The organism is Streptomyces rimosus (assembly GCF_008704655.1).
Lineage (GTDB): Bacteria > Actinomycetota > Actinomycetes > Streptomycetales > Streptomycetaceae > Streptomyces > Streptomyces rimosus.
Map to the genome: position 1 here is coordinate 7,150,573 of NZ_CP023688.1, position 24,105 is coordinate 7,174,677.

General features: G+C 71.9%; 20 protein-coding genes and 1 pseudogene. 18 read left to right on the forward strand and 3 right to left on the reverse strand.

Annotated features, from left to right (window positions below; translation table 11 throughout):
* Window positions 1–203: 203 nt before the first annotated feature.
* The gene (locus CP984_RS31160; protein WP_003984940.1) at window positions 204–1,151 is read right to left on the reverse strand and encodes a carbohydrate kinase family protein; all 948 of its coding nucleotides are present in this window, start codon (window positions 1,149–1,151) and stop codon (window positions 204–206) included.
* Between the two features lie 36 nt (window positions 1,152–1,187).
* Window positions 1,188–2,195 (reverse strand): LacI family DNA-binding transcriptional regulator, encoded by a 1,008-nt coding sequence (locus CP984_RS31165; protein WP_030180624.1) that lies wholly within the window; start codon window positions 2,193–2,195, stop codon window positions 1,188–1,190.
* A gap of 175 nt (window positions 2,196–2,370) precedes the next feature.
* On the opposite strand from CP984_RS31165, the gene CP984_RS31170 reads away from it, so the two are divergent.
* The 6 genes and pseudogenes from CP984_RS31170 to CP984_RS31200 form a co-directional block, all read left to right on the forward strand.
* The gene (locus CP984_RS31170; protein ID WP_003984944.1) at window positions 2,371–3,387 is read left to right on the forward strand and encodes an L-threonine dehydrogenase; all 1,017 of its coding nucleotides are present in this window, start codon (window positions 2,371–2,373) and stop codon (window positions 3,385–3,387) included.
* A gap of 6 nt (window positions 3,388–3,393) precedes the next feature.
* Window positions 3,394–4,842: a sugar porter family MFS transporter gene (locus CP984_RS31175; RefSeq protein WP_003984945.1), complete on the forward strand. Its 1,449-nt coding sequence runs from the start codon at window positions 3,394–3,396 to the stop codon at window positions 4,840–4,842.
* A 35-nt stretch (window positions 4,843–4,877) separates the two neighbouring features.
* A complete protein-coding gene (locus CP984_RS31180; RefSeq protein WP_030180622.1) occupies window positions 4,878–5,288 on the forward strand; it encodes a Rieske (2Fe-2S) protein in 411 nt (136 codons plus the stop codon).
* Between the two features lie 250 nt (window positions 5,289–5,538).
* A complete protein-coding gene (locus CP984_RS41570) occupies window positions 5,539–6,072 on the forward strand; it encodes a hypothetical protein (RefSeq protein ID WP_003984948.1) in 534 nt (177 codons plus the stop codon).
* The gene (locus CP984_RS31195; protein WP_003984949.1) at window positions 6,057–7,214 is read left to right on the forward strand and encodes an MAB_1171c family putative transporter; all 1,158 of its coding nucleotides are present in this window, start codon (window positions 6,057–6,059) and stop codon (window positions 7,212–7,214) included. Before CP984_RS41570 ends, CP984_RS31195 begins: the two co-directional genes overlap by 16 nt.
* A 61-nt stretch (window positions 7,215–7,275) precedes the next feature.
* Window positions 7,276–7,566: pseudogene (locus CP984_RS31200) on the forward strand (MTH1187 family thiamine-binding protein); the annotation flags it as partial.
* A gap of 145 nt (window positions 7,567–7,711) precedes the next feature.
* Here CP984_RS31200 and CP984_RS31205 read toward each other — a convergent pair.
* Window positions 7,712–8,632 carry a hypothetical protein gene (locus CP984_RS31205; RefSeq protein ID WP_003984951.1) on the reverse strand — a complete coding sequence of 307 codons (921 nt, stop codon included), beginning with the start codon at window positions 8,630–8,632 and terminating at the stop codon, window positions 7,712–7,714.
* Between the two features lie 358 nt (window positions 8,633–8,990).
* On the opposite strand from CP984_RS31205, the gene CP984_RS31210 reads away from it, so the two are divergent.
* The 12 genes from CP984_RS31210 to secG all read left to right on the forward strand — a co-directional run bounded on the left by CP984_RS31210 (window position 8,991) and on the right by secG (window position 24,023).
* Window positions 8,991–9,623 carry a papain-like cysteine protease family protein gene (locus tag CP984_RS31210; RefSeq protein ID WP_003984952.1) on the forward strand — a complete coding sequence of 211 codons (633 nt, stop codon included), beginning with the start codon at window positions 8,991–8,993 and terminating at the stop codon, window positions 9,621–9,623.
* A gap of 1 nt (window position 9,624) precedes the next feature.
* Complete coding sequence (locus CP984_RS31215; RefSeq protein ID WP_030180617.1) at window positions 9,625–10,506, forward strand: hypothetical protein; 882 nt, start codon at window positions 9,625–9,627, stop codon at window positions 10,504–10,506.
* Window positions 10,507–10,680: 174 nt separating this feature from the next.
* Window positions 10,681–12,741: an excinuclease ABC subunit UvrC gene (uvrC, locus tag CP984_RS31220; protein WP_030180616.1), complete on the forward strand. Its 2,061-nt coding sequence runs from the start codon at window positions 10,681–10,683 to the stop codon at window positions 12,739–12,741.
* Between the two features lie 101 nt (window positions 12,742–12,842).
* On the forward strand, window positions 12,843–13,733 hold the full coding sequence (gene rapZ, locus CP984_RS31225) for an RNase adapter RapZ (RefSeq protein WP_050498867.1): 891 nt from the start codon (window positions 12,843–12,845) through the stop codon (window positions 13,731–13,733).
* Entirely contained in the window at window positions 13,730–14,794 is a 1,065-nt protein-coding gene (locus CP984_RS31230) for a gluconeogenesis factor YvcK family protein (RefSeq protein ID WP_003987140.1), read from the forward strand. The genes rapZ and CP984_RS31230 overlap by 4 nt, the downstream gene beginning before the upstream one ends.
* Window positions 14,785–15,774 carry a DNA-binding protein WhiA gene (gene whiA, locus CP984_RS31235; RefSeq protein WP_003987139.1) on the forward strand — a complete coding sequence of 330 codons (990 nt, stop codon included), beginning with the start codon at window positions 14,785–14,787 and terminating at the stop codon, window positions 15,772–15,774. The genes CP984_RS31230 and whiA overlap by 10 nt, the downstream gene beginning before the upstream one ends.
* A 620-nt stretch (window positions 15,775–16,394) precedes the next feature.
* Entirely contained in the window at window positions 16,395–17,291 is an 897-nt protein-coding gene (locus CP984_RS31240; RefSeq protein WP_030180609.1) for a GNAT family N-acetyltransferase, read from the forward strand.
* A gap of 119 nt (window positions 17,292–17,410) precedes the next feature.
* Window positions 17,411–20,368: a M14 family metallopeptidase gene (locus tag CP984_RS31245; RefSeq protein WP_003986533.1), complete on the forward strand. Its 2,958-nt coding sequence runs from the start codon at window positions 17,411–17,413 to the stop codon at window positions 20,366–20,368.
* Between the two features lie 171 nt (window positions 20,369–20,539).
* Window positions 20,540–21,544, forward strand: a complete 1,005-nt coding sequence (gene gap / locus CP984_RS31250) for a type I glyceraldehyde-3-phosphate dehydrogenase (protein ID WP_003986534.1) — start codon at window positions 20,540–20,542, stop codon at window positions 21,542–21,544.
* A 114-nt stretch (window positions 21,545–21,658) separates the two neighbouring features.
* On the forward strand, window positions 21,659–22,870 hold the full coding sequence (locus CP984_RS31255) for a phosphoglycerate kinase (RefSeq protein ID WP_003986535.1): 1,212 nt from the start codon (window positions 21,659–21,661) through the stop codon (window positions 22,868–22,870).
* Between the two features lie 6 nt (window positions 22,871–22,876).
* Window positions 22,877–23,653 (forward strand): triose-phosphate isomerase, encoded by a 777-nt coding sequence (gene tpiA / locus CP984_RS31260; RefSeq protein ID WP_003986536.1) that lies wholly within the window; start codon window positions 22,877–22,879, stop codon window positions 23,651–23,653.
* A 133-nt stretch (window positions 23,654–23,786) separates the two neighbouring features.
* A complete protein-coding gene (secG, locus tag CP984_RS31265) occupies window positions 23,787–24,023 on the forward strand; it encodes a preprotein translocase subunit SecG (protein WP_003986537.1) in 237 nt (78 codons plus the stop codon).
* Window positions 24,024–24,105 lie beyond the last annotated feature (82 nt).

The window sequence follows — 24,105 nt, forward strand, 5'->3', positions numbered from 1 at the left end:
CCCGTACCACCGTTACGGCTGCGCTGCCCGGCGCCCGGGACCGCCCGTATCACCGTCAACGGCCGGGCAGCCCGCCGCCGCGTAGGCCCCGGGTGGCCGGAACCGCCCCGTACCACCGTGACGGCCGCGCAGCCCGCCACCCCTTACCCCCGGCGACCGGAACCGCCCCTACCCCCCTCACCGCCGCCGAACCCGCCGCCCCGTCACTCCGGCCCCACCAGCTCCGTCGCGTACGGCGGCTGTGCGCCGGGGCGGGAGCAGGTCACTGCGGCCGCGCGGGCCGCGAAGCCGAGGATGTCGCGCCAGGCGTCGGGGGAGAGGGCGGCGAGCGCGCCGGGGGACAGGGCGCCGTGCGCGTCGAGGCGGTGCAGCAGCGCCGCGTTGACCGTGTCGCCCGCGCCGATCGTGTCCGCGACCTCGATCCGCTCGCCGGGCACCGTGATCTCCGTACCGCCCGGCGTCAGCACGGACAGCCCGTCGCCGCCGCGCGTGAGCACCACCGCCGCCGGACCGGCCGCCAGCCAGTCCTTGACCGCGGCCGCGACGCCCTGGGGCCCGGCCAGCCACTCCGCGTCCTCCTCCGAGAGCTTCAGCAGCGTGACGTGCGGCAGCCAGGAGCGGAAGCGGGCCCGGTAGGCGTCCGCGTCCGCGATCAGCCCGGCGCGGATGTTGGGGTCCAGCGCGGTGAAGATCCCCTGCTCCGCCGAGCGGCGCATCAGCGACTCGTACGCGCTCGCGCCCGGCTCCAGCACCAGCGAGCAGGTGCCGAACGACACCGCCCGCGTCGCGGCGGGCAGTTCGGCCGGCAGGGTGAACAGCCGGTCGGCGGTGCCGTCGGCGTAGAAGCCGTAACCCGCCGAGCCGTCCGGACTGATGTCCGCGACCGCCAGGGTGGTCGGCTCGGTGCCGCGCTGGACGAGCGAGATGTCCACGCCGTCGGCGCGCAGCCCGCGCAGCAGCTCCTCCCCGAAGGTGTCGGTCGACACCCGCGAGCAGAACGCGGCGGGCGAGCCGAGCCGTCCGAGGGCGAGCGCGGTGTTGTACGGGCCGCCGCCCCGGCGCGGCAGCAACGCGGGCAACGGCCCGTCCCCGGACGGCGGTTGGGAGCTGGGCACGAGGTCGATCAGGGCCTCGCCGGCGACGACGATCACGACAGTCCTGGCCTTTCTGGGGTGGGGAGGGGCGGATCAGCGCCCGGCGCCGGTGCAGCCGCAGGATTCGCGGTGCACGTAGGTGCAGGGGAGCCGGAGGGTGCGCGGTGGGCGGTCCGGTTCCTCCAGCCGTTCCAGGAGCAGCCGGACCGCTGCGGCCCCGATCTCCTTGCTGGGCTGGGAGATCGCCGTCAGACGCGGGGCGAACAGGTCCGCCCACGAGAAGTCGTCGAAGCAGGCCAGGGCGATGTCGCGGGGCACGTCGAGGCCGAGGTCGCGCAGCGCGCGCAGGGTGCCGATCGTCATCGCGTTGTTGGCGGTGATGATCGCGGTGGGCGGTTCGGGGGCGGCGAGCAGGTGCCGGGTGGCGTCCTGGGCGCCCTCCGCCTCGGAGTTGCCGCCCGCCAGCAGTTCGGGGGCGAAGGGCAGACCGCGGGCGCGCAGGCCCTCGCGGTAGCCCTGGACGCGCTCGGTGGTGGTGCTCAGGCCGGGCAGCCCGGCGACCAGCCCGATCCGGGTGTGGCCGAGGTCGGCGAGGTGCTCGACGAGCTGCCGTACGGGGGCGGTGTTCTCCGCGCAGACCTGGTCGTGGGCGTCGCCGACGAGCCGGTCGAGGAAGACGGCCGGAACCTTGCGCCGGGTGAGGTAGCCGGCCATGCCGGCGGGCTCGGCGGACGGCGCGACGATCATGCCGTCCACCCGGCGCTCGTGCAGCAGCCGCACGACCTTCTGCTCGTGCGCGGGGTCGTCGTGCGGATCGGCGATCAGCAGGCTGTAGCCCGCTTCCAGGGCGCCGGCCTCGACGCCCTGGAGGATCTCGGTGAAGTACGGGTTGCTGATCGCGGAGACCGCGAGCCCTATGGAGCGGGTGCGCGCGGTGACCAGCGAACGGGCCAGCGTGTTGTGGGTGTAGCCCAGCTCGTCGATGGCCGCGAGGACGGCGGCGCGGGTGTCGGGGCGTACCGGCCGGGTCTCGTTGAGCACATGCGAGACCGTGGCCACGGAGACCCCCGCCCGCCGCGCCACATCGACCATCGTCGTCATCCGGTCCGTCTCCCCGAGTCCGTCGCCCTGTTTCGCCGGCAGGCGGTCCGCTGCCGGTACGTAGTCCATCACAGCCTAGACGTAAACGCTTGCGCAAACGTTTACCACCGGGTTACGTTCACGCCACCCCATCCCGCAACACCCGCAACACCGCACGAAGACGTGAGGAGGCGCCATGCGCGCTGTCGTGGTCACCGAGCCGGGCCGTACCGCCCTGACCGAAGTCCCCGATCCCCGGCCGGAACCCGCGGAAGTCGTCGTGCGCGTCTCCTCCTGCGGGCTGTGCGGGACCGACATGCACATCCTCGGCGGCGAACTGCCCGCCGTGCCCTACCCGCTGATCCCCGGCCACGAGCTGACCGGCGAAGTGGTGGCCGTGGGCGAGGGCGTCACCAGCCCGGCCGTCGGCGACCGCGTTGCCGTCAACCCGAACATGCCGTGCGGCGCCTGCCACTACTGCCGCATCGGCCGCGCCAACCTCTGCGAGGACTACCAGGCGATCGGCGTCACCCAGGCGGGTGGTTTCGCCGAACTGGTCGCGGTGCCCGCGCGCTGCTGCCACCTCGTACCGGAGTCGTTCTCCGAGGCCGCGGCGGGCCTGATCGAGCCGCTGTCCTGCGCGGTGCACGGCCTGAACCGGCTGCCCCGGCGCCCCGGCGAGCACTACCTGATCTACGGCGCCGGAACGATGGGCCTGATGATGGCCGCCCTGGTGCGTACCGCGGGCGCCGCCTCCGTGTCCGTCGTGGACCTCAACAAGGAGCGGCTGGCCTTCGCCGAGAGCTTCGGCCTCGACGCGGCCGTCACCAACGCCGACCATCTGGGCCGCAAGCCCGGCTTCGAGGTGGTCATCGACGCGACCGGCGCGGTCCCGGCCATCGAGGACGGCCTCGGCCGGGTCCGCAAGGGCGGCACGTTCCTCCAGTTCGGCGTCACCGACCCGGCCCGCTCCGCGAAGTTCTCGCCGTATCTCGTCTACCACCACGAGATCGACATCATCGGCTCGATGGCCGTGCACAACAGCTTCCAGCCCGCCATCGACGTACTGGAGGCCGGGCTCGACCTCGATCCGCTGGTCAGCGACGTGTACGGGCTGGAGGACTTCGACGAGGCGGTGGCCCGCTTCCGGGCCGGGACCGGCCGCAAGATCCACATCGCGCCGCAGGGCCCGCAGAACGCGCGGAAGGGGTGACGCGCCGTGCCCGCACGCATCAAGAACGCCCTGATCTGGGTCTTCGGTGCCCTCGGCGGCATCCTGTGGGGCTATGACACCGGCGTCATCTCCGGCGCCATGCTCTTCATCAAGAACGACATCGCGCTGACCCCGCTCCTGGAAGGCATGGTCGTCTCCGGCCTGCTGGTCGGCGCGATGCTCGGCGCGGGCCTGTCCGGGCGGCTGTCCGACTCCTGGGGCCGGCGCCGGCTGATCCTCGCCGCCTCCGCCGTCTTCATCGCCGGCACCCTCGGCGCCGCGCTGTCCGCCACCCCCTGGACGCTGATCGCCTTCCGCTTCGTGCTCGGCATCGGCGTGGGCATCGCCTCCGTCGTCGTACCGCTGTATCTGACGGAGCTGGCGCCCAAGCACCTGCGCGGCGGCCTGACCTCACTGATGCAGCTGCTGGTCACGGTCGGCATCTTCCTCGCGTACGTCACCGACTACCTGCTCGCCGGGGCCGAGGCGTGGCGCTGGATGATCGGCCTGGGCGTGGTGCCCGCCGCGATCCTCGCGCTCGGCATCGTCACCCAGCCCGAAAGCCCCCGCTGGCTGGTCGGCAAGGGCCGCAACGACGAGGCGCGGCAGGTACTGACGCGGCTGCGCGGCGCGGGCGGCACGGCCGACACGGAACTGGCCGAGATCGAGGAGACCGAGCGCATCGAGCGGGCCGAGAGCCGGTCGCTGACCCTCAAGGATCTCGCCTCGCCCCGGCTGCGGCCGGTCCTGCTGGTCGGGATGCTGCTGGTCTTCTTCCAGAACTTCGTCGGCATCAACACGATCATCTACTACGCGCCGACGCTGCTCACCGACATCGGCTTCGGCTCCGACGGCGCGATCCTCGCCAACGTCGGCATAGGGCTGCTCAACATGCTGATGACGCTGCCCGCCATGCGCCTGATCGACCGCAAGGGCCGCAAACCGCTGCTCCTGTACGGCGCGCTCGGCATGTGTGCGGCGATGCTCGTACTGGCCGTCACCAACCTGTCCGGCCTCGGATACGGGGCAGCCCTGTCCGCCCTCACCCTCTTCGGCATCGCCCTGTACATCGCGTCCTTCGCGGTCTCCTGGGGCCCGGTGCAGTGGGTGATGCTGCCGGAGCTGTTCCCGATGCGCATCCGGGCCGCCGCGGTGAGCCTGTGCGTGATGTTCAACTGGCTGTTCAACATGGTGGTCTCGCTGGTCTTCCCGTCGCTGCTGCGCGCCTGGGGAGCGGGCGTGAACTTCCTGTTCTTCGCCGTGACGACGTTCGCCGCCTTCGTCTTCGTACGGAAGCTGCTGCCGGAGACCAAGGGCCGCAGCCTGGAGGAGATCGAACGGGACCTGCTCAAGGGCCGGGAGGGGCATCTTCCGGACAGTGGGGAGGGCCGGCCGGGGCAGTCCGAAGAGGACGGATCGGTACCGGTATCGTCGGGAGCCGACGCCGCACGGTGACGCAGGGTCGCCGGCCGAGCATCCGGGAGTACGAGATGAGCCAGCCCCCCGCCCGCCGGACCGTGCTGCGAGGGGCCGCGCTCGTCGGCGCTGCGGGCTTCGGCGTCGCCGCCTGCTCCGGCGGCGGCTCGGACGGCGCGTCCGCGACGCCCGCCGAGCCCGTCACGCTGGGCGCCGCCACCGAGGTGCCGGTCGGCGGCGCCAAGCTCTACCGCGAGAGCCGGCTGCTGGTCTCGCAGCCCGAAAAAGGCCAGTTCAAGTGCTTCAGCGCCAAGTGCACCCACGCGGGGTGCGTGCTGGACAAGATCGAGCGCAATCAGGGCAACTGCCCCTGCCACGGCAGCCGCTTCGACGTGACGACCGGCAAGGTCATCCAGGGGCCCGCCGGCAAGCCGCTGCCGGAGGTGCCGGTCAAGGCGGAGGGCGGCAAGCTGATCGCCGGCTGAGAAGGGGCCGTGGGGCGGCCCCGGCCGGTGACGCTGCGCAGTTGGCCGGAAACGGACTGCTCGGTGGCAGGGGCCTGACAAGGGGCCGGAAGAAGATCTACGATCGCACGACGTGGTGCGCCGATGACGCGCGAGGGGGGCTCGTCGTGCCGGGATCTTCGGGCCGAGGCCCCGTGGGGGCGGCATGACCGAGCGCCGTTACCGGGTCATGTGCCCTCCTGTCCCCACAAGTCATGGAGTATCACCCGCGATGCACTGGAGGCGACTGCGCCGCCGCTGCCGGCGCGTGATCGACGGGATACCGCTGCCCGAGCCGTTCTCCGCGCAGGAACTGTGCGCCCGGCTCGCCGCCGACCGGGACCGCCCGCTGCGGCTGATGACCCTGCCCACCCCGACCGGGCTGGGCATGCCGACCGGCATGTGGCTGGCGACCGAGGAAGGCGACTACGTCTTCTACGACGGCCGGACCAGCCCGCTCCACCAGGAGCACATCATCCTCCACGAGATCGGCCACCTGGTGTGCGACCACCGCACGGCCGTCGAGGACCAGCGGCTCTTCAGATACATCGACATCGAGGATCCGCACTCCATCCGGCAGGCGCTGGGCCGCACCCGCTACTCCGACCGGCAGGAGCAGGAGGCGGAGATGATCGCCAGCCTGATCCTGGAGGGCGCGGGGCGGGTGCCCGCGCCGACGCTGCTGTCCGGCACGCTCGGCGGCCTGGCCTCCGGCATGGGCCTGCGCGACGCCCGGCACCCGGGAGCGCCGTGTTCACCTGGCTGACCGACCTGGCCTGGCTGGAGAACGCCGGGATCGTCGCGCTGTGGGCCGTGGTGCTCGCCCGTGCCCCGCGCGGCCTGACGGACCGGGCGCAGCGGCCCCTGTGGCTGGCCATCGTGATGATCGCGCTGGCCATGTCGATGCACCTGGAGCCGGTCACCGCCGTCCTGGCACGGCTGGTGCCCGGCGCGCACTGGGTCGATCTGAGCACCCACCTGTTCAGCATCGTCGACGCCGCCGCCGTGCTGTGGTTCATCTTCCAGGCGGCGGGACGCCGGCGCCGTACGGTCCTGGTGTTCGGCGCCGCCCTCGCGGTGATGGCGGCGCTCGTCGTCCTGGACGTGACCGGGCCGCCGCATCCGCGCAACCAGATCACCCCCTCGCCGGACATCCCGAGCGTGCCGGACGCCTACTGGTACGTCTTCTTCGCCTTCCACCTGACCGCCGACACCACCTGCGGCATCGTCTGCTGGGCCCAGGGCCGCACCGGCGCGCCCCGGCTGCTGCGGTACGGGCTGCGCCTGTTCGGCACCGGCATCCTGCTGGCGTCCCTGCTGTGGGTGCTCAAGCTCTGCTACCTGTTCACCCGTTCGCCGGTCTTCGGCCCGCTGTTCTCGCCGGTCACCGGCGTGGAGGCGCTGTTCATCGCGGCGGGCGTGGCGCTGCCCGTGGTGGCCGGCGTCCGGTGGCTGTGGCGGGACCGTACGGCCTACCGGGGGCTGGCCGTGCTGTGGCGGGAGCTGACGGCGGTGACGCCGGACGTGGTCCTCGGGCCGGGCAGCCGGCTGCTCGACGCGGTGCTGCCGCTCCAGCTGCGCCTGTACCGCCGCGTCATCGAGATCCGCGACGCGATGATCGTGCTGCGCGACTACGTCTCCCCGGCCACCCTCGAAGCGGTCCGCCGGCACGTGGACGGCCAGGCCGTCCCCGGCCACCTGGCCGACGCGCATGTCACCGCCTGCTGGCTGGCGGCCGCGCTGCACGCCCGGCGCACCGGGGAGGAGCCGCGGGCCCAGACGGTCAACCTCGCGGGCCCCGGCGCGGGCGATCTCGGCGCGGAGGTCCGGCATCTGCTGCGGATCGCGGATGCCTACCGGTCTCCCGTGGTACGCGCCTACCGGGCGGTACACGTCGACACCGGGTGACGGAGCCGCGCCGCGGCCCGCCGCCGACGGGCCGCCATCTTCGTACGACGAGAGGAAGACCGTGCTCATTGCCTTCGCCCTGACGCCCATGGGCGTGGAGGAGAACGGCGCGGCGTACGTCGCCGACGCCATCAAGATCATCCGGGAGTCCGGGCTGCCGAACCGCTCGGACTCCATGTACACGATGATCGAGGGGGACTGGGACGAGGTCATGGACGTCGTCAAGCGCGCGACCGAGGCGGTCGCGGCGCGGGTACCGCGCGTCCAGGTCAGCATCAGGGCCGATGTGTGGCCGGGGATGGACCGCCCGCTCGACGGGAAGATCGCCATGCTGGAGCAGCGCGTGGCGCAGAACGCGGCCGCCGCCGACGCGCTGGACGGCAGCGCGGCCGCCGCGGACGCCGACGCTTCGGGCGTGCCGGCCACCGGCGCTCCGGGCGGGCCGGCCGCCGGCGCGGAGCCCACCCCGTAGCGGCCCCGCACGGCAGTCGCCCGCCTCACCCCCAGTCCCAGCCGATCCCCACGATCCCGGGCCGTACCCCCTGCTCCACCAGGTGCACGGCCCGGTGCTGCCCGCTCAGCGTCAGCTCCTGCTGCCCCGAGCGCGGCGCGCCCGCCTTCGTACGGGTGAAGCGGCGGCAGCGCACCGGCAGGGCCGCCTCGTCGAAGCACACCTGGAGGACGTACTGGCCGCCGGCGAAGCGGAAGCCGCGTACGTACTCCGCGCTCTGGCCGCCGCTGCCGTCCTCGAAGGTGTAGCCGAAGACATGGGTGTCGCCGGTGCGCAGCCGGACGTCGAAGAGCAGCTCGGCGACCACCATCGCGGTCGCGGCGTGCCGGCGGACCCGCCCCAGGCGGCAGTTCTCCCCGGCCGTGACGACCACCCGGGACGTGTCGCAGCCCGCGTCGCCCTGGTGTATGGCGACGTAGCGGTCCACGCCGTCCCGGTGGGCGCGCACCACCTGGAGGGAGCGGCGGCCGCTCATCTCGCGTCCGGCCCCGATGTGCACCCATTCGTGGTGGCCGACCGTGTGCAGTCCCCCATCCGTGGGAGCCTCCAGCTCGGCCAGGAGCTGGTGCAGCACGTCCGAGGGGTCGAAGAGCGTGCGGTAGGAGCGTGCGGCGGGGCGCTCCTTGGTCTCGGGCCGCTGGCCGCCCTCGGGGACCAGCAGCCGGTGCAGGGACTGCGCGGGCAGCTCCAGGACCTCTTCCAGGGCCCGTACGGCGCGCAGCGACTCGGGGCGCTGGGGGCGCCGCGCCCCCTGCTGCCAGTAACTCAGGCTGGTCACTCCGACCTTGATCCCGCGCTGCGCCAGCTTGTGCTGGACGCGGTGCAGGGCCAGCCCGCGGGCGGCCAGGGCGGCCCGCAGCGCCAGGTGGAACGGGCCGGTCTGGAGAATCTGCGTCAGCTCGGTCAATTGCGGTGATACCGGGACGGGTTCCGGATGTGCCCGGTGCGTCTGAAGTGTGGCCTTCCGGTGTACTTCGTGAAGCTCACGAGGTGTGTGTGATGCCTGTTGTGTCGTGTGCTGTGTCATCGCCCAACCCTTCGGCGCGCGCGGTGAACGTTCACAACCGGACTTCACACCGTGCGCGGGCCCTGCCTGTCCGCTGCAGTACGCCGGGCGCGGGCCGTTCACACCCGGGACCGGACGTCCACACCCCCATGTCACCCCGCATTGAAGCGTGTTGACCTGCTCCGGACAACACCCGATGCTCCTGACCAGCATCCGGATGCGCTCCTCCGTAACAACCCCCTCGTTCGGGAGGAACGCCATGACCTCGGCACCCCACCGCCGCGGCACACGCCGCAGATGGCTGTCGGCAGCGGCACTGTCGGCCGCCGCGCTGACCGCCATACCCGCCGCACCGGCCACCGCCGCGCCCGCCCCCACCGGCACGGCAGCCACGGCCCCCCACGCCGTCGCGGCCGCCAACCGGCTCAACATCACCATGCAGGCCCAGGAGAAGACCAACTGGTGCTGGGCCGCCTCCGGCAACACCATCGCCACCTTCTACGGCAGGCGCTACAGCCAGAACCAGTTCTGCAACGCCGCCTTCCGACGGCAGCAGGGCACCACCTGCCCCAACAATCAGGCCACACTCGGCAACGTGCAGAACGCGCTCGACTGGGCCGGCATCAACCGCGGCTCCTACGTCTCGGGCTACCTGAACTACGGCACCGTACAGAACGAGATCAACGCGGGCCGCCCCGTCGAGACCCGCATCCAGTGGTCCTCGGGCGGCGGGCACATGCACGTGATCTACGGTTTCGACACCGCGAACAACTGGGTCTACTGGGGCGACCCGTGGGGCTCCAACAACCGCTACAACTGGGGCGACTACAACTACTACGTCAACGGCAGCGAATTCTCCTGGACCCATTCGCTCTACCGGATCGGAGCCTGACATGACCGAGCGCAGCGCTCCGGCCGCATCCGCCACCGGTCCCGGCACCCCGGCCCGCCGCACCGCCGTACGGGCCGCCGCCACCGGCACGCTCGCCGCCGCCCTCCTCGGCCTCGCGCCGCAGAGCGCGCTGGCCGCCACCCCCGCGCCGCCGCCCGCACCCGCGATATCGGCCGTCACCGAGGCCCGCGCGGCGGCCACCGCGCCGGGCACCCTCACGACGCTCTCCCGCTTCTTCGCCCGCGACGGCGCGGTCGCCGCGGCGAAGGCGCAGCCGCGCATCGAGGGGCGGACGGTACCGGTGTACGTGCTCTCGCCCGACTTCGTGCGCGGCAAGGCCGGGGCCCCGGTCTCCCGGCTGGAGTTCCTGGCCAGCACCGCGGTCTCCGCCGACGGGCAGAAGGCGTCCGTGTGGACCGCCCGCAGCCGAGGCGCGTGGAAGGTCGTCAACATCGCGACCGGCGACGACGAGGCCCGCTACAGCGCGGCGGCGGACGGCGGCACCGTCTTCCAGGAGCCGCAGATCAACGCCTGGTACGAGCAGCGCGGCGACCGCATCCGGCCACTGGACGCCGAGGCGCGCAAGGCCATCGGCGCGGGCGGCACCACCGTCGCCGCGTACCAGAAGCGGGTCGCCAAGGCGTACGGCGACAAGCTGCCCGGCTCCGCGTACGACCGGCGCGGCGAGGCGGGCGGCTACGGCCCGCAGGAGGGCACGGGAAGCGCGGCCGCCGCGGCCCGTCCGCAGCCCGTCGCGGCCGGCGCCGCCGCGGACGACAGCAGCGGCCCGGTGACCGCGGCCTCGGCCGTGGCGGGCGCCGCCGCGCTGCTCGCCCTCGGCCTCTCCGGGGCGGCGGCGCTGCGCAGGCGCCACAGCCGCTGAGGCCCGGCCCGGGGACCGCCCGCCCCCGGGCCCGCACCGGTCCGGACGGGCCCGCCCGCCCGGACCGGTGCCCGCGTCCGCGCCCCGCGCCAGGGGCGCGGACGCCCCCGCCGCACCACCGGCGCACGCGCCCGCCGCCGCCCGCTGTCACCGCCCCCAAGTAGGGTGGGCGGCATGGCAGACCCCAGCAGTTACCGACCCAAGCCGGGACAGATCCCCGACTCGCCCGGGGTCTACAGATTCCGTGACGAGTACCGCCGCGTGATCTACGTCGGCAAGGCCAAGAGCCTGCGCCAGCGCCTGTCCAGCTACTTCCAGGACCTGGCCAACCTCCACCCCCGCACGCGCACCATGGTCACCACCGCGGCCTCCGTCGAGTGGACGGTCGTGAACACCGAGGTCGAGGCCCTCCAGCTCGAATACACCTGGATCAAGGAGTTCGACCCGCGGTTCAACGTCAAGTACCGCGACGACAAGAGCTATCCGTACCTGGCCGTCACCCTCAACGAGGAGTATCCGAGGGTCCGGGTCATGCGCGGCGCCAAGAAGAAGGGCGTGCGCTACTTCGGCCCGTACGGCCAGGCGTGGGCCATCCGCGAGACCGTCGACCTGCTGCTGCGCGTCTTCCCCGTGCGGACCTGCTCCGCCGGGGTCTTCAAGCGCTCCGCCCAGATCGGCCGCCCCTGCCTCCTCGGCTACATCGGCAAGTGCTCGGCCCCCTGCGTCGGCCGGGTCTCCGCCGAGGAGCACCGCGAACTGGCCGAGGAGTTCTGCGACTTCATGGCAGGCCGTACCGGCGCGTACATCCGCCGCCTGGAGAAGTCCATGCAGGAGGCCGCCGAGGAGATGGAGTACGAGCGCGCCGCCCGGCTGCGCGACGACATAGACGCGCTGCGGCGCGCCATGGAGAAGAGCGCCGTGGTGCTCGCCGACGCCACCGACGCCGACCTGATCGCACTCGCCGAGGACGAGCTGGAAGCGGCCGTGCAGATCTTCCACGTCCGCGGCGGCCGGGTGCGCGGCCAGCGCGGCTGGGTCACCGACAAGGTCGAGAACGTGGACACCGCGGCCCTCGTCGAGCACGCCCTCCAGCAGCTGTACGGCGAGGAGAGCGGCGACGCCGTGCCGAAGGAAGTGCTGGTCCCGGCGCTGCCCGACCCGGTCGAGCCGATCCAGCAGTGGCTCACGGAGCGCCGCGGCTCGAACGTTTCCCTGCGCGTCCCGCAGCGCGGCGACAAGAAGGACCTGATGGCCACGGTCCAGCGCAACGCCCAGCAGGCCCTGGTCCTGCACAAGACCAAGCGCGCCTCCGACCTGACCACCCGCTCCCGCGCCCTGGAGGAGATCGCCCAGGCCCTCGGCCTGGACTCGGTGCCGCTGCGCATCGAGTGCTTCGACATCTCCCACCTCCAGGGCGACGACGTGGTGGCCTCCATGGTCGTCTTCGAGGACGGCCTCGCCCGCAAGAGCGAGTACCGCCGCTTCCAGATCAAGACCTTCGAAGGCCAGGACGACGTCCGCGCCATGCACGAGGTCATCGGACGCCGCTTCCGCCGCTACCTCCAGGAGAAGCAGCAGACGGGGGAGTGGGAGGAGGAGACGCCCGCGGGGGAGGACGCCGGAGAGAGCCTGTCCGGCCCCGTCGGCGAGCCCGTGGCCACCGGCCCCACCGACGAGGAGGGCCGCCCCAAGCGCTTCGCCTACCCGCCCCAGCTGGTCGTCGTGGACGGCGGCCGGCCGCAGGTCGCCGCCGCCCGGCGGGCCCTGTCCGAGCTGGGCATCGACGACGTCGCCGTATGCGGCCTGGCCAAGCGCCTCGAAGAGGTCTGGCTGCCCGACGAGGACGACCCCGTCGTACTGCCCCGCAGCAGCGAGGGCCTCTACCTGCTCCAGCGCGTACGTGACGAAGCCCACCGCTTTGCCATTGCCTACCAGCGCAACAAGCGCGGCAAGCGCCTCAGGTCCGGGCCCCTGGACAGCGTCCCCGGGCTCGGCGAGAGTCGCCGCCAGGCCCTCCTTAAGCACTTCGGCTCGGTCAAGCGGCTGCGCGCCGCCCGGGTCGAGGACATCTGCGAGGTGCCGGGCATCGGCCGCAAGACGGCCGAGACCATCGCGGCGGCACTGGCCGGAGCGACCCCGGCCGCCCCGGCCGTGAACACCGCCACAGGAGAGATCATTGAGGATGACGGGGCCGCACCGGCCGCGTTGTCATCGGAACGGGGGCTGGAACGATGAGCGGCAGCACAGAGCAGTACAGGCACGACCAGCGGGACGCGCGCGACACACCGCGCCCCCGCGAGACCGAGGAAGACGGTGCACAGGTGAGTACGGGCACGATGCGCGAGGCCGGCCAGGGCGAGAGCGCCGCCATCCCCGAACTGGTGATCATCTCGGGCATGTCGGGAGCCGGCCGCAGCACGGCAGCCAAGTGTCTGGAGGACCTCGGCTGGTTCGTCGTGGACAACATCCCGCCCGAGCTGATCCCGCCGATGGTCGAGCTGGGCGCCCGCTCGCAGGGCAACGTCGCCCGCATCGCCGTCGTCGTGGACGTCCGCGGCCGGCGCTTCTTCGACAACCTCAAGGAATCCCTCGCCACCCTCGACGCACAGAACGTCAAGCGCCGCATCGTCTTCCTGGAGTCCTCCGACGAGGCCCTGGTGCGCCGCTTCGAGTCGGTGCGCCGCCCGCACCCCCTCCAGGGCGACGGCCGCATCGTGGACGGCATCGCCGCCGAACGCGACCTGCTGCGCGAGCTGCGCGGCGACGCCGACCTGGTCATCGACACCTCCAGCCTGAACGTCCACGAACTGCGCGCCAAGATGGACGCCCAGTTCGCCGGCGAAGAGGTCCCCGAGCTGCGCGCCACGGTCATGTCCTTCGGCTTCAAGTACGGCCTGCCCGTCGACGCCGACATGGTCATCGACTGCCGCTTCATCCCCAACCCGCACTGGGTCCCGGAGCTGCGCCCCTACACCGGCCTGAACGACGAGGTCTCCGGCTACGTCTTCGGCCAGCCCGGCGCCAAGGAGTTCCTCGACGGCTACGCGGAGCTGCTGCGCATCGTCGCCGAGGGCTACCGCCGCGAGGGCAAGCGGTACGTCACCATCGCCGTCGGCTGTACGGGCGGCAAGCACCGCAGCGTCGCCATGTCCGAGAAGCTCGCCCACCGCCTGGTCTCCGAAGGCGTCGAGACCGTCGTCGTCCACCGGGACATGGGGCGCGAATGACCGCCCGTCCCCTGCGGCTGCGCCGGGTCCGCAAGCTGGTCCCGGGCAGCCGCTCCGGCAGGGGCGCCACGCCCAAGGTCGTGGCGCTCGGCGGCGGCATGGGCCTGTCCGCCTCGCTGGCCGCGCTGCGCCGTATCACCGGCGACCTGACCGCCGTCGTCACGGTCGCCGACGACGGCGGCTCCAGCGGGCGGCTGCGCGACGAGCTGGGCGTCCTGCCGCCCGGCGACCTGCGCAAGGCGCTGGCCGCGCTGTGCGGGGACGACGACTGGGGCCAGACCTGGTCCCGGGTGATCCAGCACCGCTTCACCAGCGAGGGCGAGCTGCACGACCACGCCGTCGGCAACCTCCTCATCGTCGCCCTGTGGGAACAGCTCGGCGACCACGTCCAGGCCCTGGACCTGGTCGGCAAGCTGCTCGGCGCGCACGGCCGGGTGCTGCCCATGTCCGCCGTACCCCTGGAGCTCCAGGCCCTGGTCAAGGGCCACGACGAGGCCCGCCCGGACGACATCTCCACCGTCCGCGGCCAGGCCACGGTCGCGCTCACCCGAGGCGAGGTGCAGTCCGTGCACGTCGTCCCCGAGGACCCGCCCGCGGTGCCCGAGGCCGTCGAGGCGGTCCGCGACGCGGACTGGGTCGTGCTCGGCCCCGGCTCCTGGTTCTCCTCCGTCATCCCGCACCTGCTCGTGCCCGAGCTGCGCGAGGCACTGGAGGAGACCAAGGCCCGCAAGGTCCTCTCGCTGAACCTGGCACCCCAGCCCGGCGAAACCGATGGCTTTTCCCCGCAGCGTCATTTGGAGGTTTTGGCCCGACACGCCCCTAAACTCGCCTTCGACGTGGTGCTGGCCGACCGGGCCGCCGTGCCCGACACCGAAAGCCTGACCGTCGCTGCCAAGCAGCTCGTCGGCAGCGAGGTCGAGCTGGCGGCGGTCGCCGCGCCCGGCAGCCCCTGCGGCACGGCGGAGACCCACAAGGGAGCCGCCCGGCACGACCCGGAGCTGCTGGCCGCCGCGTACGACCGTATTTTTCGGATGCATGGAAGGATCGGCCCATGGCGATGACGGCAGCGGTGAAGGATGAAATCTCCCGGCTCCCCGTCACCCGGACCTGCTGCCGGAAGTCGGAGGTCTCGTCGATCCTGCGGTTCGCGGGCGGTCTGCACCTGGTCAGCGGGCGCATCGTGATCGAGGCGGAGCTGGACACGGGCATCGCCGCCCGGCGGCTGCGCAAGGACATCCTGGAGATCTTCGGCCACTCCTCCGACTTGGTGGTCATGGCCCCCGGCGGCCTGCGGCGCGGCAGCCGCTACGTCGTACGGGTCGTCGCCGGCGGCGACCAGCTCGCCCGCCAGACCGGCCTGGTCGACGGCCGCGGCCGGCCCATTCGCGGCCTCCCCCCGCAGGTCGTCTCCGGGGCCACCTGCGACGCCGAGGCCGCGTGGCGCGGAGCCTTCCTCGCGCACGGCTCGCTCACCGAGCCCGGCCGCTCCTCCTCCCTGGAGGTCACCTGCCCGGGGCCCGAGGCGGCCCTCGCGCTGGTCGGCGCGGCCCGCCGGCTCGGCATCGGCGCCAAGGCCCGCGAGGTGCGCGGCGTGGACCGCGTCGTCGTCCGGGACGGTGATGCGATTGGCGCGCTGTTGACGCGCCTGGGGGCCCATGAGTCCGTACTGGCCTGGGAGGAGCGGCGGATGCGCCGCGAGGTCCGCGCCACGGCCAACCGCCTCGCCAACTTCGACGACGCCAACCTGCGCCGCTCGGCCCGAGCCGCTGTCGCGGCGGGTGCCCGGGTCCAGCGCGCCCTGGAGATCCTCGGCGAGGAGGTCCCCGAGCACCTGGCCGCGGCCGGCCGCCTGCGCATGGACCACAAGCAGGCGTCCCTCGAAGAACTGGGCGCCCTCGCCGACCCGCCCCTGACGAAGGACGCGGTCGCCGGCCGCATCCGCCGCCTCCTGGCCATGGCCGACAAGCGCGCCCAGGACCTGGGCATCCCCGGCACGGAGTCGAATCTGTCGGAGGAGATGGCGGACGGGATGGTCGGCTGAGGTGCCGCGGTAGCGGCGCGTGTCCGGCGGGGTTTCGGCGCCCGGTGGTGAGCCGGTCGCCGTGGCCGACTTGCTCCCCGTACCGGGTTACGCCGGCCTTTGCCGGTGCACGGGGCCGGTCCTCCAGACTCCGTCCTACGGCCCAGCCCCTCCCGCCGTACGGCGACGATCGGCCGGTGGGGGCAGGCGTCCTCCCGCCCACGTACGTGGCAGTCTGGCGCGTACGGGAGGGTTCGGCACCGTAGGACGGAGTCTGGAGGGGCCGGGCCCGCGCCACCGCCGTAGCGGGGAGTTTCGACGGCAGGTGGCGGGTCAGCCGCCGTGGCCGACTCGCTGCCCGTATCCGGTGCCGCCGTCCCGCGCTTGGGTACGGGGCCGGTCCTCCAGACTTCGTCCTACGGCCCAGCCCCTCCCGCCGTACGGCGACGAACGGCCGGTGGGGGCAGACGTCCCCCCCCACCCACGTACGTGGCAGCCGAACGCGTACGGGAGGGTTCGGGACCGGAGGACGGAGTCTGGAGGGGCCGGGCCCGCGCCCAGTACCGGACGCCCCGAGGGGACCATCCCGGGGCCGGAAAACCATGTGCGGCCCACCCCGGCCGCCCCCTAGCCTCCGGCAAATGGACGCATTGCGGATCAGACCGATGGGGGCGGACGATCTCGCGTCGGCGGAGCGCGCCTCGGCGCTGACGTTTCTCGACGCGGATCGGCTTGCCCGCAGGGCCCGCGATCCGGAGCCCGAGCTGCGGCCCGCCGCTGCCGCCCGGCGCTGGATCGACCGGATGCGCTACTACCTGGACGTCGACCCGGGCGGCTGCTGGGTCGCGGTGGACGCCGGTACGGGGACGGGCGCGGACCAGGTGGTGGGCTTCGCCGTCTCCCAGAACCGCGACGCCCTCTGGTACCTCGCCACCTACGGCGTTCTGCCCGGCCACCAGGGCCGCGGCATCGGCAGGCGCCTGCTGGACGCCGTCCTCGCGCACGCCGACGGACGCCCGGGCATCTTCTCCTCCAGCGTCCACCCCGGCGCCACCCGCCGCTACCGGCTCGCCGGCTTCTCGCTGCACCCGCAGATGCAGATGGTGGGGACCGTCGACCGGTCCGCCCTGCCCGCGGTGGACGGGCTCCGGGACGGCGGCCCGGACGACTTCGCGTGGATGGACCGGCTGGACCGCGACCTGCGGGGCGCCGGGCACGGCCCCGACCACGGCTGTCTGCTCGCCGCCCACCGGCTGGTCGTCACCCGCGACCGGTCCCGGCCGGGGTACGTGTACGTCGATGACCGGGGGAACGCCGTGCTGCTGGCCGCCGAGCGGGTGGACACCGCGCAGCGGCTGCTGTGGGAAGCGCTGGCCGCGTCGTACGGGGACACCCTCGTCAACTGCATCACCGTCCCCAACGAATGGGCGATCGACGTCGGTCTCGCCGCCGGGCTCGCCATCAGCCAGGAGGGGTACATCGCCGTTCGCGGGATGCCTGTCCCGGCCCCGTACCTGGCGGCCGGGCACTTCCTGTAGGCCGTACGGGCACCCCGTACGGCCACCGCTTTTGGCCACGGCCTGTATTGACATGATCATGCAGCGTGACCAGTCTGGCGAGCGCTCATTCACGAGATGGACGACGGTGAGGGGGGCTCATGAGACGCAAGACGAGATCCTTACTGGCGGCAGCGGCGCTGCTGCTGGGCGGGATGGCGGCGGTGCCGGCCGCGCAGGCGCAGGCGCGGGACGGCGGGGGAGGGGACCGGGGCGCCATCGGGACGTGGAGCGGCCAGGTCAGCGCGGCGCAGGTGCCGCTGCTGCTGAAGGCCGGTGTGGACGGCCACGAGCTGGGCGCGCAGGTGCCGAAGGCCGGTAAGGGGCAGGTCGAGGTGCAGCTGTCGGCCGCGCAGGCGGCGGGGTTGCGCAAACAAGGGGTCCAGCTGACCCGCAAAATCGTTTCCCCGGAGACGCAGCGCAAGCTCAAGGCCCAGGGAGACCGGGTCTTCCGGCCCTACATGGGCGTCAACGGCCTGATGAAGGAGATGATCGACACCGCCCGGTTCAACCGGAAGCTGGCGAAGGTCGTCAGCATCGGCAAGACCGTCCGGGGCCACGACATCATGGCCCTGAAGCTCACCAAGAACGCCGACACCACCGAGGACGGCGCCAAGCCCGCGGTGCTGTACCTGTCCAACCAGCACGCCCGGGAGTGGATCACTCCCGAGATGACCCGCCGGCTGATGCAGTACTACCTGGCCGGGTACGGCAAGGACCCGCGGCTGACGAAGATCCTCGACACCACCGAGCTGTGGTTCGTGCTCTCCGCCAACCCCGACGGCTACGACTTCACCTTCGAGAGCCCGCAGAACCGCATGTGGCGCAAGAACCTGCGGGACAATAACGGCGACGGCAAGATCACGCCGGGCGACGGCGTCGACCTCAACCGCAACTTCGCCTACAAGTGGGGCTACGACAACGAGGGTTCGTCCCCCAACCCGTCCAGCGAGACCTACCGCGGCCCGTCCGCCGCCTCCGAGCCGGAGACCAAGGCGCTGGACGCCTTCGAGAAGCGCATCGGTTTCCGTTACGCCATCAACTACCATTCCGCCGCCGAGCTGATCCTCTACGGCGTCGGCTGGCAGGTCGCCACGCCCACCCCCGACGACATCCTGTACCGGGCCCTGGCCGGCACCCCGGAGAAGTCCGCGATCCCCGGCTACCGCCCGCAGGTCTCCTCGGAGCTGTACACCACCAACGGCGAAGCCGACGGCCACGCGTCCAACGTCAACGGCATCCCCATGTTCACCCCGGAGATGTCCACCTGCCAGACCGCGTCGAACGCCGACCCCAATGACGAATGGAACGCCGCCGACTGCCAGTCGGTCTTCACCTTCCCCGACTCCGAGAAGCTGATCCAGGCGGAGTTCGAGAAGAACATCCCCTTCGCGCTCTCCGTCGCCGAGAGCGCCCGGCGCCCGGACCGGCCCGTCTCGTCGGTGGGCCTGAAGGCGCCCGACTTCACGCCGCACGCCTTCACCACCTCGTACGCGCGTGGGGAGGAGCAGCAGGTCGCGGTCACCGCGCGCAAGTCCGTACGTGACAAGGAGCTCAACTACCGCGTCAACGGCGGGTCCCGGCACACCGAGGAACTCGAAGCCTGGAAGGGCGGCGAGACCTACGGCGGCGAGGACAATCTGCACTTCGACCAGTACCGGGCCGCCGTCGAAGGGGCCGACCCCGGCGACAAGGTCGAGGTGTGGTTCACCGGCCGTACCCGCGACGGCAAGGCCACCCGAAGCGAACCCTTCACCTACACCGTCGCCGAGCGGCCCCGCGCCGACACCCTGGTCATCGCCGAGGAGGGCGGCACCGCCCCTGCGCGGCACATCGCCGCGTACACCAAGGCCCTGGCCGCCAACGGCCACCGCGCGGCCGTCTGGGACGTCGCCCGGCAGGGCACCCCGGACGCGCTCGGCGTCCTGAGCCACTTCGAGAAGGTGGTCTGGTACACCGGCGCGGGACGGCCCGGCGGCGCCACCCAGCTGGCCGTACGCGACTACCTCAACGAGGGCGGCAAGCTGCTCACCGCCGGTGAGCAGGCCGGCGGCAGCGCCGTGGTCGGCCGGGCGGTCAGCGACGACTTCGCCCAGTACTACCTGGGCGCCGGCAGCCGGATCTCCCTGAAGTCGCCGCCCTCCTTCAAGGGCGACGGCAAGCTGGCCGGCACGGAGGTCAAGCTGGGCGACGCGCCCGGCAACCCGCTGGACGCCGCCGGCACCCACTCGGTCATCTCCGACGAGCTGCCGCCCGCGACGTTCCCGCAGTTCGCGAGCGCCGCGGCCGGTACCTACCCGGGCGTACGGTCGCCGTTCCAGCCGTACGAGGGCGACTGGTTCGCCGCCGCACAGCACCGCGACAACTCCTGGATGCGGCTGGCCCGGACCGTGGACCTGACAGGTGTGGCCGCGAGTGCCCGGCCCGCCTTCCAGTTCATGCTCAGCCACGACACCGAGGAGGGCTACGACAACGCCGTCATCGAGGCGCACACCGTCGGCAAGGACGACTGGACCACCCTGCGTGACGCGAACGGCGGCACCGGCACCGACGTACCCGCCGACTGCGGCCAGGGCTACTACCTGACCACCCACCCCTTCCTCCAGCACTATCTGACCCGGACCGGCACCCGGTGCGGCAACACCGGCACGACCGGTGCGTGGAACCGCTTCACCGGCAGCTCGAACGGCTGGCGGCCGGTGTCCGTGGACCTGTCCGCCTACGCCGGGCAGCTCGTCGAGCTGGCGATCTCCTACGTCACCGACCCCGGCACCGGCGGCCGCGGCGTCTTCGTGGACAACACCAAGGTCACCACCGGCGCCGGCGGCGAGCCCCTGGAGGGCTTCGAGACCTCCCTCGCGCCCTGGACCGTGCCCGGGCCGCCCGCCGGCAGCCCGGCCTCCTCGGGCGACTGGACCCGCTCCAAGGAGCTGTTCCGTACGGCCGGCGCGATCACCACGCGGAACACCGTCCTGCTGGGCTTCGGCCTGGAACACGTACAGACCGCCGCGCAACGGGCCGAACTGACCGGTGCGGCGCTCGACGCGCTGGACGACTGATCGCTCTCGTACTCTCTCGGCGAACAGGGCGGTCCGTGGCCCCAGAGTGGGCCCGGACCGCCCCTGTCAATGTCACGTACGTCTCGTATTGGGGGTAGGGTCGGAGGCGGTCGGGGACATCCCATACAGCTCGCCGGTGGTGAACCGGCGCACCAACGAGGAGATCGGTTCGTGACGATCCGCGTAGGCATCAACGGATTCGGCCGCATTGGTCGCAACTACTTCCGCGCGCTCCTGGAGCAGGGTGCGGACATCGAGATCGTCGGTGTCAACGACCTGACCGACAACGCCACCCTGGTTCACCTGCTGAAGTACGACACCATCCTGGGTCGTCTGAAGCAGGACGTCAGCCACACCGACGACACCATCACGGTCGGCGACCAGACCTTCAAGACGATGGCCGAGCGCGACCCCGCCAACCTGCCCTGGGGCGAGCTGGGCGCCGACATCGTCATCGAGTCGACCGGCATCTTCACCAAGAAGGCCGACGCCGAGAAGCACATCCAGGCCGGCGCCAAGAAGGTCCTGATCTCCGCGCCCGCCAAGGACGAGGACATCACGGTCGTGATGGGCGTCAACCAGGACAAGTACGACGCGGCCAACCACCACGTCATCTCCAACGCCTCCTGCACCACCAACTGCGTGGCGCCGATGGCCAAGGTTCTCGACGAGAACTTCGGCATCGTCAAGGGCCTGATGACGACCGTCCACGCGTACACCAACGACCAGCGCATCCTGGACTTCCCGCACAAGGACCTGCGCCGCGCCCGCGCCGCCGCGGAGAACATCATCCCGACCACGACCGGTGCCGCCAAGGCCACCGCGCTGGTCCTCCCGCAGCTGGAGGGCAAGCTGGACGGCATCGCCATGCGCGTCCCGGTCCCCACCGGCTCCGTGACCGACCTGGTCGTCGAGCTGGAGCGCGAGGTCACCAAGGACGAGATCAACGCCGCCTTCCAGAAGGCGGCCGAGGGCCAGCTCAAGGGCATCCTGGAGTACACCGAGGACCAGATCGTCTCCTCGGACATCGTCAACTGGCCGGCGTCCTGCACGTTCGACTCCTCCCTGACGATGGCGCAGGGCAAGAGCGTCAAGATCATCGGCTGGTACGACAATGAGTGGGGCTACTCCAACCGGCTGGTGGACCTGACCGTCTTCGTCGGCGGCCAGCTCTGACATCCGCCTGATCCAGGCCAGGGCACGTAGCTGTGCGGAAGGGGCTCGTAGGGCGCACCGAAGCGCCGTACGGGCCCCGTCCCATGACCGACCTACGCAACGGAGTCACTTCGCATGAAGACGATCGACGATCTCGCCCAGGAAGGGCTGTCCGGCAAGCGGGTCTTCGTCCGCGCCGACCTGAACGTGCCGCTGGACGGCACCACCATCACCGACGACGGCCGCATCCGCGCCGTCCAGCCGACGATCGCCAAGCTGGCCCAGCTCGGCGCCAAGGTGATCGTCGCCTCCCACCTGGGCCGCCCCAAGGGCGCCCCGGACCCGGCCTTCTCGTTGCGCCCCGCCGCCGAGCGGCTCGGTGAACTGGTCGGCCGCGAGGTCGCCTTCGCCACCGACACCGTCGGCGAGTCCGCCCGCTCGGTGGTCGCCGGGCTGGGCGAGGGCGAGGTCGCAGTTCTGGAGAACCTGCGCTTCAACCCGGGCGAGACCAGCAAGGACGACGCCGAGCGCGGCGCCTTCGCGGACCAGCTCGCGGAGCTGGCGGACGTGTACGTCGGCGACGGCTTCGGCGCCGTGCACCGCAAGCACGCCTCCGTCTACGACCTGCCGGCCCGCCTGCCGCACGCCGCCGGCGATCTGATCGCCACCGAGGTCACCGTCCTGAAGAAGCTCACCGAGGACGTCAAGCGCCCGTACGTGGTCGTGCTCGGCGGCGCCAAGGTCTCCGACAAGCTCGCCGTCATCGACGAGCTGCTCGGCAAGGCCGACCGGCTGCTGATCGGCGGCGGCATGGCGTACACCTTCCTCAAGGCCAAGGGCTACGAGGTCGGCATCTCCCTCCTCCAGGAGGACCAGATCCCGGCCGTCACCGAGTACATGGAGCGCGCCGAGAAGAACGGCGTCGAGCTGGTCCTGCCGGTCGACATCCTGGCCTCGGCGGACTTCCCCGACCTGAAGACGAAGGCCCCGGCCGACTTCGTCACGGTCGACGCCGACCAGATCCCCTCCGACAAGGAGGGCCTGGACATCGGCCCGAAGACCCGCGAGCTGTTCGCCTCGAAGATCGCCGACGCGGAGACCGTCTTCTGGAACGGTCCCGTGGGCGTCGCCGAGCACCCCGACTACGCGGGCGGCACCACCGCCATCGCGCGGGCCCTGCTGAACTGCGACGGCTTCACCGTCGTCGGCGGTGGCGACTCGGCCGCCGCCGTGCGCTCGCTCGGCTTCGACGAGAATGCTTTCGGCCACATTTCGACCGGCGGCGGCGCCAGCCTCGAATACCTCGAAGGCAAGACGCTCCCCGGCCTCGCCGCTCTGGAGGACTGAAGAACCGTGACTGACCGTACCCCGCTGATGGCGGGCAACTGGAAGATGAACCTCAACCACCTCGAGGCCATCGCGCACGTCCAGAAGCTCGCCTTCGCACTCGCCGACAAGGACTACGAGGCCACCGAGGTCGCGGTCCTGGCCCCCTTCACCGACCTGCGCTCGGTGCAGACGCTGGTCGACGGCGACAAGCTCAAGATCAAGTACGGCGCCCAGGACATCTCGGCGCACGAGTCCGGCGCGTACACCGGCGAGATCTCCGGCGGCATGCTCGCCAAGCTCAAGTGCAGCTACGTGGCCGTCGGCCACAGCGAGCGCCGCCAGTACCACGGCGAGAACGAAGAGATCTGCAACGCCAAGGTCAAGGCGGCCTTCGCGAACGGCCTCACCCCGATCCTGTGCGTCGGCGAGGGCCTGGACGTCCGCAAGGCCGGCAACCAGGTCGCGCACACCCTCGCCCAGGTCGACGGCGGCCTCGAGGACGTCCCGGCCGAGCAGGCCGAGACCATCGTCATCGCCTACGAGCCCGTGTGGGCCATCGGCACCGGCGAGGTCGCCACGCCCGAGGACGCGCAGGAGGTCTGCGGGGCGATCCGCGGCCGCCTCGCGGAGCTGTACAGCCAGGAGCTGGCCGACAAGGTCCGCATCCAGTACGGCGGCTCGGTCAAGTCCGGCAATGTCGCCGCGATCATGGCGCAGCCGGACGTGGACGGCGCCCTGGTCGGCGGTGCCGCGCTCGACGTGGACGAGTTCGTCAAGATCGTCCGCTTCCGCGACCAGTAGCAGCTATGACGACGGGCCCGGCCCGTCGTACCCTGTCGGGGCCGGGTCCGGCGTCATGTGCGCCCCCCGGCCCCGTACCATTCGATCTTCTTGGGTACGTCCCGTCCGCCAGTCCTAGAGAGTTGGTCAAGCCGTGGTCATCGGGTTCTCGGTAGCCCTCATCGTCTTCAGCCTGCTGCTGATGATGCTGGTGCTCATGCACAAGGGGAAGGGCGGCGGCCTGTCCGACATGTTCGGCGGCGGCATGCAGTCCTCGGTCGGCGGCTCCTCCGTCGCGGAGCGGAACCTGGACCGCATCACCATCGTCATCGCCCTGCTCTGGTTCGCGTGCATCGTCGTGCTGGGCGTCCTGATGAAGCTGGACAGCTGACACGGTGTCGGGGACGCGGCCTATCATGAGGGCGGCGTCCTCGGTGGGGGTGTAACTCCTGTCACTGGACGCGCGTTGGGCC

Bases quoted from the DNA above. Each gene is read 5' to 3' on its own strand.
- CP984_RS31165 (WP_030180624.1), bottom strand. From the start codon at position 2,195: ATGACGACGATGGTCGATGTGGCGCGGCGGGCGGGGGTCTCCGTGGCC.
- CP984_RS31170 (WP_003984944.1), top strand. From the start codon at position 2,371: ATGCGCGCTGTCGTGGTCACCGAGCCGGGCCGTACCGCCCTGACCGAA.
- CP984_RS31180 (WP_030180622.1), top strand. From the start codon at position 4,878: ATGAGCCAGCCCCCCGCCCGCCGGACCGTGCTGCGAGGGGCCGCGCTC.
- CP984_RS41570 (WP_003984948.1), top strand. From the start codon at position 5,539: ATGCACTGGAGGCGACTGCGCCGCCGCTGCCGGCGCGTGATCGACGGG.
- CP984_RS31210 (WP_003984952.1), top strand. From the start codon at position 8,991: ATGACCTCGGCACCCCACCGCCGCGGCACACGCCGCAGATGGCTGTCG.
- CP984_RS31215 (WP_030180617.1), top strand. From the start codon at position 9,625: ATGACCGAGCGCAGCGCTCCGGCCGCATCCGCCACCGGTCCCGGCACC.
- uvrC (WP_030180616.1), top strand. From the start codon at position 10,681: ATGGCAGACCCCAGCAGTTACCGACCCAAGCCGGGACAGATCCCCGAC.
- rapZ (WP_050498867.1), top strand. From the start codon at position 12,843: ATGCGCGAGGCCGGCCAGGGCGAGAGCGCCGCCATCCCCGAACTGGTG.
- CP984_RS31230 (WP_003987140.1), top strand. From the start codon at position 13,730: ATGACCGCCCGTCCCCTGCGGCTGCGCCGGGTCCGCAAGCTGGTCCCG.
- whiA (WP_003987139.1), top strand. From the start codon at position 14,785: ATGGCGATGACGGCAGCGGTGAAGGATGAAATCTCCCGGCTCCCCGTC.
- CP984_RS31240 (WP_030180609.1), top strand. From the start codon at position 16,395: ATGGACGCATTGCGGATCAGACCGATGGGGGCGGACGATCTCGCGTCG.
- CP984_RS31245 (WP_003986533.1), top strand. From the start codon at position 17,411: ATGAGACGCAAGACGAGATCCTTACTGGCGGCAGCGGCGCTGCTGCTG.
- CP984_RS31255 (WP_003986535.1), top strand. From the start codon at position 21,659: ATGAAGACGATCGACGATCTCGCCCAGGAAGGGCTGTCCGGCAAGCGG.